Origin of the sequence: Pontibacterium sp., from assembly GCF_041587635.1 — a bacterium.
Taxonomy (GTDB): domain Bacteria; phylum Pseudomonadota; class Gammaproteobacteria; order Pseudomonadales; family Balneatricaceae; genus Pontibacterium.
Genome location: NZ_JBFGYC010000090.1, coordinates 1 through 9910, shown reverse-complemented (window position 1 = coordinate 9910; position 9910 = coordinate 1). Strand labels below are relative to the sequence as shown.

The 9910-nt window shown below is 53.1% G+C and carries 7 protein-coding genes; 6 read left to right on the top strand and 1 reads right to left on the bottom strand.

Going from position 1 to position 9910, the window contains the following annotated elements:
• The 5 genes from tgt to rnr form a co-directional block, all read left to right on the top strand.
• Positions 1–1028 (top strand): tRNA guanosine(34) transglycosylase Tgt (gene tgt, locus ABYW01_RS06820; protein WP_372831737.1); only part of this gene is annotated, 1028 nt, incomplete at its 5' end.
• A gap of 39 nt (positions 1029–1067) precedes the next feature.
• Positions 1068–1400 (top strand): preprotein translocase subunit YajC, encoded by a 333-nt coding sequence (yajC, locus tag ABYW01_RS06815; RefSeq protein ID WP_193953744.1) that lies wholly within the window; start codon positions 1068–1070, stop codon positions 1398–1400.
• A 67-nt stretch (positions 1401–1467) separates the two neighbouring features.
• Positions 1468–3321 carry a protein translocase subunit SecD gene (secD, locus tag ABYW01_RS06810; RefSeq protein ID WP_372831736.1) on the top strand — a complete coding sequence of 618 codons (1854 nt, stop codon included), beginning with the start codon at positions 1468–1470 and terminating at the stop codon, positions 3319–3321.
• A gap of 13 nt (positions 3322–3334) precedes the next feature.
• Positions 3335–4249 (top strand): protein translocase subunit SecF, encoded by a 915-nt coding sequence (gene secF, locus ABYW01_RS06805; RefSeq protein WP_372831735.1) that lies wholly within the window; start codon positions 3335–3337, stop codon positions 4247–4249.
• A 165-nt stretch (positions 4250–4414) separates the two neighbouring features.
• Positions 4415–7072, top strand: coding sequence for a ribonuclease R (rnr, locus tag ABYW01_RS06800; protein WP_372831734.1), 2658 nt, complete (start codon positions 4415–4417; stop codon positions 7070–7072).
• A 4-nt stretch (positions 7073–7076) separates the two neighbouring features.
• Here the strand turns inward: rnr and ABYW01_RS06795 are convergent, their stop codons facing one another.
• On the bottom strand, positions 7077–8432 hold the full coding sequence (locus ABYW01_RS06795; protein WP_372831733.1) for a bifunctional DedA family/phosphatase PAP2 family protein: 1356 nt from the start codon (positions 8430–8432) through the stop codon (positions 7077–7079).
• Between the two features lie 106 nt (positions 8433–8538).
• Between ABYW01_RS06795 and serB the strand changes: the two genes are divergently transcribed.
• On the top strand, positions 8539–9753 hold the full coding sequence (gene serB / locus ABYW01_RS06790) for a phosphoserine phosphatase SerB (protein ID WP_372831732.1): 1215 nt from the start codon (positions 8539–8541) through the stop codon (positions 9751–9753).
• The last annotated feature ends 157 nt before the right edge of the window (positions 9754–9910 follow it).

Genomic DNA, 9910 nt, shown 5'->3' with positions numbered 1-9910 from the left:
TAGGTACCTACGGCACGGTTAAAGGTATGTTGCCGCGTGATATCGAGGCGACCGGTGCCCAGATTGTACTGGGTAATACCTTCCATCTGATGTTGCGTCCGGGTACTGAGATTGTGCGTCAGCACGGTGACCTGCATGACTTTATGCAGTGGAAGGGGCCGATCCTGACCGACTCCGGTGGTTTTCAGGTGTTCAGTCTGGGCAATATGCGCAAGATCACCGAAGAGGGTGTGACCTTCCAGTCACCGGTCAACGGTGACAAGGTGATGTTGAGCCCGGAACGTTCGATGGAGGTTCAGCGTGAGCTGGGTTCCGATATCGTCATGATCTTCGATGAGTGTACTCCGTATCCGGCAACGGAAAATGAGGCGGCTCAATCGATGCGTTTATCTTTGCGTTGGGCTGAGCGCTCCAAAAAAGCCCATGGGGATAACCCGTCGGCGCTGTTTGGGATCGTACAAGGGGGGATGTATCCTCACCTGCGTGACGAGTCTCTGGAAGGCCTGACTCAGGTCGGCTTCGATGGTTATGCTATCGGTGGTCTGTCTGTCGGTGAGCCAAAAGAAGATATGAAAAACGTGTTGGATCATCTGGCGTACAAAATGCCGGAGGACAAACCACGTTACCTGATGGGTGTGGGTAAGCCTGAAGATATCGTCGAAGCGGTGCGCCGTGGTGTGGATATGTTTGATTGTGTGATGCCAACTCGTAATGCCCGCAATGGTTTCCTGTTCACAACGACCGGTATTGTTAAAATCCGTAATGCGGCCAATAAAACCGATACCCGTCCTGTGGATGAAACATGCGACTGTTATACCTGTCAGAACTTTAGTCGCTCTTATCTGAACCATTTGGATAAGTGTAAAGAGATCCTGGGCGCCCAACTCAATACCATCCATAACCTGCACTACTACCAGGTACTAATGGCTGGATTGCGTGAGGATATTGAACAGGTTAAATTGAGCGACTTTGTGGACGAATTTTATCGTCTTCGGGGCCTTGAAACGCCACCGTTAGACACCATATAAGTCTAAAGAATTCTTTTAATACGTTTAGGAGTAAGCTGAATGAGCTTCCTGATTTCTCCTGCCTATGCTGAATCTGCAGCTGGCGCCGCTCCAATGGATGGTATGTTTAACCTGCTGTTTCTGGCTGGTTTTGGTCTGATTTTCTACTTCTTCATGTGGCGTCCACAGTCCAAGCGCGCTAAAGAGCACCGCGAGCTGGTGGGTGGTTTGACCAAAGGTGATGAAGTGCTGACCGCTGGCGGCATTTTGGGTAAAGTTGTGAAGCTGAACGACGACTACGTTGTTTTGGAAGTAAGCGAAGGTAACGAGCTGACATTCCAGAAAAACCACGTGTCAGCAGCGCTTCCGAAAGGCACCCTGAAAAGCATCTGATTTTTCGCTTAATAAGGAAACGCCACTGACACAGTGGCGTTTTTGTATCTGATAGGGACAGGGCACTATGCTCAACCGATACCCCCTCTGGAAAAACCTGCTGGTCGTTTTTGTACTGGCATTGGGTGCGCTATATGCCGCGCCAAACCTCTATCCGGATGACCACGCCATTCAGGTGACAGGTACCCGTGATATCTACACGGTGGATCAGCGTTTGCTGGACCGTGTAACTGATGCCCTGAAAAAAGAGGGTATCGAAATCAAATCTTCTGAGTTGACTGCCCGTAATGGCCTGATTCGTTTCCCTGATGGTGACGCGCAACTCAAGGCTAAAGTGCTGGTATCCAGCATTTTGGGTGACAACTACATCGCCGCACTTAACCTGGCACCGACGACCCCTGATTGGTTGACGTCTATTGGTGCCGGTCCGATGAAGCTGGGTCTCGACCTGCGCGGTGGTGTGCACTTCCTGCTAGAAGTTGACCTGCCAACCGCTGTGGCGCAGAAGCTGGAAAACTATAACTCTGACATCAAGCGTAAGCTGCGTGAAGAGAAGCTGCGTTACCGCAGTGTAACAACGCAGGAAGATGGCAGTCTGGCGGTGAAATTCACCAAGCTGGAAACCCGCGACAATGCACTGAGTTTCCTGCGTAAAGAGTATCAGGGCTTCCTGATCAGCGCCGATGACCGCGACAATGAGTTCTATGTGGTTGTAAACCTGTCTGAAGCGAAGATCCGTGAGATCGAAGACTACGCGCTGAAGCAGAACCTTACAACGCTGCGAAATCGAGTAAACGAGCTGGGTGTGGCTGAGCCGTTGGTTCAGCGTCAGGGTCGTAACCGCATCGTAGTGCAGTTGCCGGGTATTCAGGATACGGCAGCCGCGAAGAAAATTATCGGTAAAACAGCCACGCTGGAGTTCCGTCTGGAAGCGAAGACAACTGCGTCTTCCGCTACGACGGAAACCTATGAGTTCCGTAGCGAAGAGGGACGAAAAGCCACGCTTGAGAAAGCAATTATCATCAAAGGTGATAATGTTTCGAACGCACAGGCGAGCTTCGACGAAAACGGCCAGCCGCAAGTTAACATCACTCTGGATAGCCAGGGCGGTGAGCTGATGAACCGTACCACCCGTAATGCGGTGAAACGCCGTATGGCGGTGCTGTTTGTAGAAGACAAAGAGCGCACGGTGGTTAAGAAGGTTGATGGCGAAACGGTGACCAGCAAGGTGCGTTACCAGGAGAAGAACATTATCTCTCTGGCAACCATCCAGTCTGTACTGGGTAACCAGTTCCGTATTACCGGTCTGGACGGCGCAGGCGAGTCCTCTGAACTGGCCCTGTTGCTGCGTGCCGGTGCACTGGCTGCGCCAATCTACTTCGTGGAAGAGCGTACGGTTGGTCCAAGCCTGGGTGCTGAGAACATTGAGCTGGGTCTGACCTCTGTTCAGATCGGTTTTGCACTGGTACTGATCTTCATGGTGCTGTACTACCGCGTCTTTGGTCTGCTGGCGAACGTCGCGTTGACGCTCAATCTGGTGCTGCTGGTGGCGGTGATGTCGATGCTGTCGGCGACGCTGACCCTGCCGGGTATTGCGGGTATCGTACTGACAGTGGGTATGGCGGTGGACGCCAACGTGCTGATCTTCTCGCGTATCAAAGAGGAGCTGGCCAACGGTTTGCCGCCGCAATCGGCAATCCATGCGGGTTTCGAACGCGCATTTACCACTATTTTTGATGCCAACATCACCACTTTGCTGGCCGCCATTATCCTGTTTGCGATGGGTACCGGTCCGGTGAAAGGTTTCGCGATCACGCTGTCCGTGGGTATCGTGACCTCCATGTTTACGGCGATCATTGTGAGCCGTTCTCTGGTTAACCTGACCTACGGTGGTCGTCAGCTTAAGAAGCTGTCGATCTAAGGGAGCACGTGAGATGACGAATAAGCTTTATAACTTCATGGGCCTGCGCAAGATCGCGACAGTGCTCTCGGCAGTCCTGCTGCTGATCTCCATCGGCTCTCTGGCGGTGAATGGCCTGAAACTGGGCCTCGACTTTACCGGCGGTAGTCTGGTGGAAGTTGGCTACGAACAGCCAGCGGATCTGAATCATATCCGTGGCCAGTTGGAGTCTGCTGGTTACAACGATGCGGTTGTGCAGACCTTTGGTTCGCCGACCGATATCCTGATCCGTCTGGGGCAGGACCACGACCCGAAACTGGGTGATAAAGTGGTTGCTGCGCTGCAGGACGGTGAAGCTCAGGAACTGACCTTGCGCCGTAACGAGTTTGTTGGTGCGCAGGTGGGTGAGGAGCTGCGTGAGCAGGGTGGTATGGGCATGCTGCTGGCACTGTTCATGATCATGGTGTACGTAGCCTTCCGTTTCCAGTTCAAGTTCTCAGTAGGCGCTGTGTCGGCACTGGCGCACGACGTGCTGATCGTACTGGGTTTCTTTTCGCTACTGCAGCTGGATTTCGATCTGACCGTACTGGCGGCAATTCTGGCGGTGATTGGTTACTCGCTCAACGATACCATCGTTGTGGCGGACCGGATCCGTGAGAACTTCCGTAAGGTCCGCAAAGGCACGTCGACGGAGATTATGAATATCTCCCTGAGCCAGACGCTGGGCCGTACGTTGGTAACCTCCTTGACCACCATGTTGGTGCTGGTTGCACTGGCGGTATTTGGTGGTGAGATGATTCATGGCTTTGCGATTGCGTTGCTGGTGGGTGTGGTGATTGGTACCTACTCCTCCATCTATGTGGCGGCAAACGTGCTGTTGATGATGAACATCTGCAAGGAAGACCTGATGCCACCGGAGAAAGAAGAGGAAGTGGACGAGCGTCCATAAGCCTTGTTCTCCATAGAATGTCCTTCAAAAGCCAGCTAACCGCTGGCTTTTTTCGTATTTGGGGCCCTTTAAGGGCATGCTAAGTCCCTGAAATGAAGATAGAAAGCACGACATGGGTTAGACTCAACTAAATAGATTTGAATAGATAAAGGCCAAACTCTCCGCATGGGTAATAACTGGATCGAAAAAGACCCTCAGGCAGCCGCTGAGGCAGAGAAATACGGTACTGCGGTTCCAAGTCGCGCGTTCATTATGGAATTTATGGATCACTGGAATGCGCCGATCAGTCATAAACATCTCTGCCGTGAGCTGGAGATCTATGATGCCGCCACGGCTGATCCGCTGATGCACCGTTTGAAGGCGATGTGTCGTGACGGTCAGTTGATGAGCAACCGTAAGAATGAGTTCTGTCTGATTAAGCGTATGGCGCTGATTCCGGGTCGTGTGATTGGTCATCGTGATGGGTTTGGTTTTACGAAGCCGGATGAGGGTGGTGAAGATCTGTTCCTGACGCCGCGTGAAATGCGCAAAGTATTCGATGGCGATCGCGTGCTGGTGCAGGAGGTGGGTGTCGACCAGAAGGGGCGGCGTGAAGGCAAAATTGTCGAAGTGCTGGAGCACTGCACTCGCAAGCTGGTGGGGCGCTTTACCGGTGAGAAAGGATTCGGTGAGCTGGTCCCGGAAAATCAGCGTGTGACGCAGAAAGTCCTGATTGTTCCGAATCCGGAAAACCCGCTGAAGTATAAAGATCAGCAGCTGGTGGTGGTGGAGTTATTCCGCCAACCGGGTAAGCGCCAGATGCCTCAGGCGCATGTGACCGAAGTATTGGGCGACCATATGGCGCCGGGTATGGAGATCAAGGTAGCCATCGCAAACTACGATGTGCCGGACGAGTGGCCCGATGATGTGCGTCAGGAGATCGGTGATCTGAGCGCTGAGGTGGAAGAGAGCGCGAAATCTAATCGCGTGGATCTGCGGGCGTTGCCGCTGGTGACCATCGATGGTGAAGACGCCAAAGACTTTGATGATGCGGTGTATGCGGAGAAGAAGCGATCCGGAGGCTGGCGTCTATGGGTCGCGATTGCGGACGTGTCTTGGTATGTGCGCCCGAACAGTGCGCTGGATATCGAAGGGCACAACCGTGGCAACTCGGTGTACTTCCCTGAATTCGTGGTGCCGATGTTGCCAGAGCTGTTATCCAACGGTCTGTGCTCGCTGAACCCGCATGTCGACCGCCTGGCCATGGTGTGTGAGATGACTATCAGTGAGTCGGGTAACCTGTCCAGTTACAAATTCTATGAAGCGGTGATCCAGTCACATGCACGTCTGACCTACACCAAAGTCGGCAAGATGCTGATGGAAGCAGAGAGTGATGAGGGGCAGCGCTTGCGGGCCGAATACAATGAGGTGGTACCTCATCTGGAATCGCTGCACAGTCTTTACCGCGGGTTGCGTGCCGCACGTGACACCCGTGGGGCTATCGATTTTGAAACCACTGAAACCCGTATCATGTTTGGTGAGGCGCGCAAGATTGAAAAGATTGTGCCGGTCACCCGCAACGATGCCCACAAGCTGATTGAAGAGTGCATGCTCTGCGCGAACGTCGCGACCGCACGCTTCCTGAGCAAGTTGAAAGTCCCGTCGCTGTACCGTGTGCACGAAGGGCCAAAAGAGCAGAAGCTGACCAGCTTGCGCGCGTATTTGGGGGAGCTGGGCTTGAACCTGGGGGGCGGCGAAGAGCCGTCACCGAGCGACTACCAGCTGTTGGCGGAGCAGATCGAGGGGCGCCCGGATCGTCATGTGATCCAGACCATGATGCTGCGTTCTATGCGTCAGGCTGTTTATAGCCCGGACAACAAGGGGCACTTCGGTCTGGCGTACACCGCGTATACCCACTTTACGTCGCCGATCCGCCGTTATCCGGATCTGATGGTGCACCGTGCGATCCGTGCGATGATCCACTCGTCCAAAGAGGATCGGACGATTGGTCGTCCGGATGAGTTCTCGTTGAATATGGATTTCCAATACGGTTACAGCATGGAGCAGATGCTGCAGCTGGGTGAGCACTGCTCCATGACCGAACGTCGTGCTGATGACGCTACCCGCGATGTGGTGGCGTGGTTGAAGTGCGAGTACATGCAGGATCAGGTGGGCGAAGAGTTCGACGGCGTGATCTCGGCCGTGACAGGTTTTGGTGTCTTTGTTGAGCTGGAGGATGTCTTTGTTGAGGGGCTGATTCACGTCACCGCATTGCCGGGTGACTACTACAACTTTGATGCGGCGAAACAGCGCTTAGTTGGCGAGCGGACCCGTAAGAATTTCCGTTTGGGTGATCGCTTGCGGGTGCAGGTTGTACGGGTCGATCTGGACGAGCGTAAGATTGATTTCGAGCTGGTGAAAACCATTGAGACGCGCGAAAAGGTGAAAAAACGCCAGTTGTTGGCGGAAGGCAAAATCAGCGCACCTTCGGAGGTCGGCTTTAAATCTAAAGGTGGCGAAAAAGAACATGTCGGTCGCAAGGAAGAGTGGGATAACAGTAAAAAACCACGTAAACGTCCGGTGACGCGTAAGGCCAAGGCGGCTGATCCGCACAATCCGCGTCGTAAGCAGGCGTCTGCGGCGAAGAAAGATGAGCGACTGGCAAAACTATCGTCCGCAGAGCGGGAGCTGGCTGAGCTGTCACCCAAAGCCAAAGGTAAAAGTAAAAAGTCGATTAAGCGCAAAGCCAAAACCAAAGCCAGCAGAAAGTCCCCGGGCAGCCGGGTGGCCGCAGGTGGCGCTAAGAAACCGACCAAGCGAAGTGTTAAGAAAACTGCACGTTAAGGTTTTATTGAGTGTAGAAGCTGAGGGCTGCAGTCCCTTTCAGGACTGCGTAACCCAGCGTCAATAGTAGAATCCCCATCCCCAGCCAGCGCTGAAAAGCCGTTGGCAGGGGTGCTTGTTCCGACCTTCCCAGATGCCAGCGTAAGATGGCTGCAAACAGCAACCCCTCCGCAAGTCCGGCAATCACATCTAACGGCCAATGAACGCCGAGTATGACCCGCGACAGTGCCACGGACACGATGGGTAGCATAAACGCCAGATAAATACGGCGTTTGAGGGTTGCGCTGCAGCCGTGTGCAAAAAGTACCGCCCAGCTTGCCAATAACGTGGCGGCACTGGAAGCGTGTCCGCTGGGGAAACTGTCGCTGCCATAGAGTAGCTGTCCCAGTTCCGGGCGTGGCCAGCCGAGGCTGTGTTTAATGACAACATTCAGTAGCGAGACTCCCAGCATCAATAACATGAAAGTGACAGCCGTTCGGACTTGGGTGTGGACGGTTATCAGTATCGCGGTTAGCAGGCTGCCGACAATCAGATAGATACCATCACCTAAGAGTGTTACGAACACTGCGTACACTTGTAGGTACTCGGGTGGTGGATGAAGCTGGTTGTATACCTCCAGCTCAAGTGGCGAGACGCCAGTTAGCTGTCGAAGGGTGATGCAGAGGATCAGCAGCAGGGCCGTCAGTACAATAAAGACATAGGTTCGTAACAGGTCTTTAGCACCGGTAGCGAATGGATGCAGCAAACGGTAGACATGTTTTCCCGGTGCCAGTTGGTGGTGTATAGCGTGAAACAGGACGCCAATAAACACCACCAGTGCACCCAGTTGTAGCCAGATATTCCAACCCATCTTGAGTTCTTCTGCCTGCTGCCCCAGCCAATATGCGGGTATCAGGTATACCGGTGCCCAGAACGCCGCGGAAAGCAGGTTAAACACCAGAAAACGTGTGGGAGGCATCGCGCAGCTTCCGGCAATAAACGGTATCACTGCCCGGATCGGGCCGATAAAGCGCCCCAGAAAGATGCTGCGGCCGCCGTAACGTGCAAAAAAACGTTCACCCTCTGCAATCCAGTTGGGGTGTCGTTGCATGAGTTTGAGTGAGGCGATCCAATGGCTGGCATAACGCCCCAGTATGTAGCTGATCCAATCACCCGCCACTGCCCCCAAAAAGCCGCTCAGCAGCAACAGAGGAAGCGAGAGCGCTTGTTGTCCGGCCAGCCAGCTGATTGTTGCCAGTATCGCGACGCCGGGCACGAGAATACCGACAAACGCGAGTGATTCGAGCAAAGCTAATAGAGCGGTGGCGATAAAAATACTCTGGGTGGCGTAGCTGTTTAACCAGCTGATCAGATCATCCAATGAGGTCTTCCCGATGTTGTAACCTTATTACTGTAATCATAGATATGAATTTGTTCAGCTCTGTTATAATTTGCGCCGAAACCGACCGGCTACGGAACACTTTTTGATGAAAGAGATCATTCTGCTCACAATCTCCGGTGATGATAAACCGGGTGTTACTTCAGCGATCACCAATATTCTGGCGGACTACAGCATCAATGTCCTCGATATTGGTCAGGCTGTCATTCACAACACGTTGTCGCTGGGCATTCTTATCGAAGTGCCTAAAGAAGCTGAGTCCTCTCCGCTTCTGCGTGATGTGTTGTTTAAAGCACACGAACTTAACATGAACATCCGTTTTCAGCCGGTTGATGAAGGTGAATACGAAGGCTGGGTTGTTGGTCAGGGTAAGTCCCGTCACATCATCACCTTGCTGGCGCGTAAGATCACCGCGGACCATATCGGTTGTGTGACCCGTATCGCCGCCAGTCATGGTTTGAATATCGATAATATCAGCCGCTTGTCAGGACGTATCTCACTGGAAGAAGCGGTTGATCAGACCAAAGCCTGCGTCGAGTTTTCTGTACGAGGTGCGCCGCATGACGCGGGTGCATTGCGTGCTGAATTTCTGAAAGCGGCCAGCGACCTGGATGTTGATATCGCCTTTCAGGAAGACAATATCTTCCGTCGTAATCGCCGTCTGGTGGTCTTTGATATGGACTCGACGCTGATTGAAGCGGAGGTGATCGATGAGTTGGCGATCGAAGCGGGTGTTGGTGATCAGGTCATCGAGATTACCGAATCAGCCATGCGTGGTGAGATCGACTTCAACGAAAGCTTCCGTCGTCGTGTGGGGTTGCTAAAAGGTCTGGATGCATCTGTGTTACAGAATGTGGCTGAACGTTTGCCAATGACCGAAGGGGTTGAAGAGCTGGTGTCGAACCTCAAAGGGTTGGGCTTTAAAACGGCTATTCTGTCCGGTGGCTTCACATATTTTGGCCACCACTTGCAGGAGAAGCTCGGTTTTGACTATGTCTATGCCAATGAGCTGGATATTGTTGACGGAAAAGTCACCGGTGAAGTGAAAGGTACGATCGTTAACGGCGAGCGAAAGGCTGAGCTGTTGCGTGAAATCGCGGAAAAAGAGGGTGTTCGTCTGGAGCAGACGATTGCTGTCGGTGACGGCGCGAACGATCTGCCGATGCTGTCTATTGCAGGATTGGGTATCGCTTTCCGTGCGAAGCCGTTAGTGCGTGAAAGTGCTAAGCAGGCGATTTCTACGTTGGGTCTGGATGGTATTTTGTACCTGATCGGTTTCCGTGACCGTGACGCACTGAAATAACTTCCGATAGGGGATGACCCCGTCGGATTGAAAAAACCCTTCTGTGGGGCCATTTAAGTGGCTTCAGAAGGGTTTTTTTATGTGTATTGTCTGCCGAGCCTTAAGCATGGGTTTGGTATAAAGGCGCATGCTCACAACCAGGAGCAAAACCAGTAAG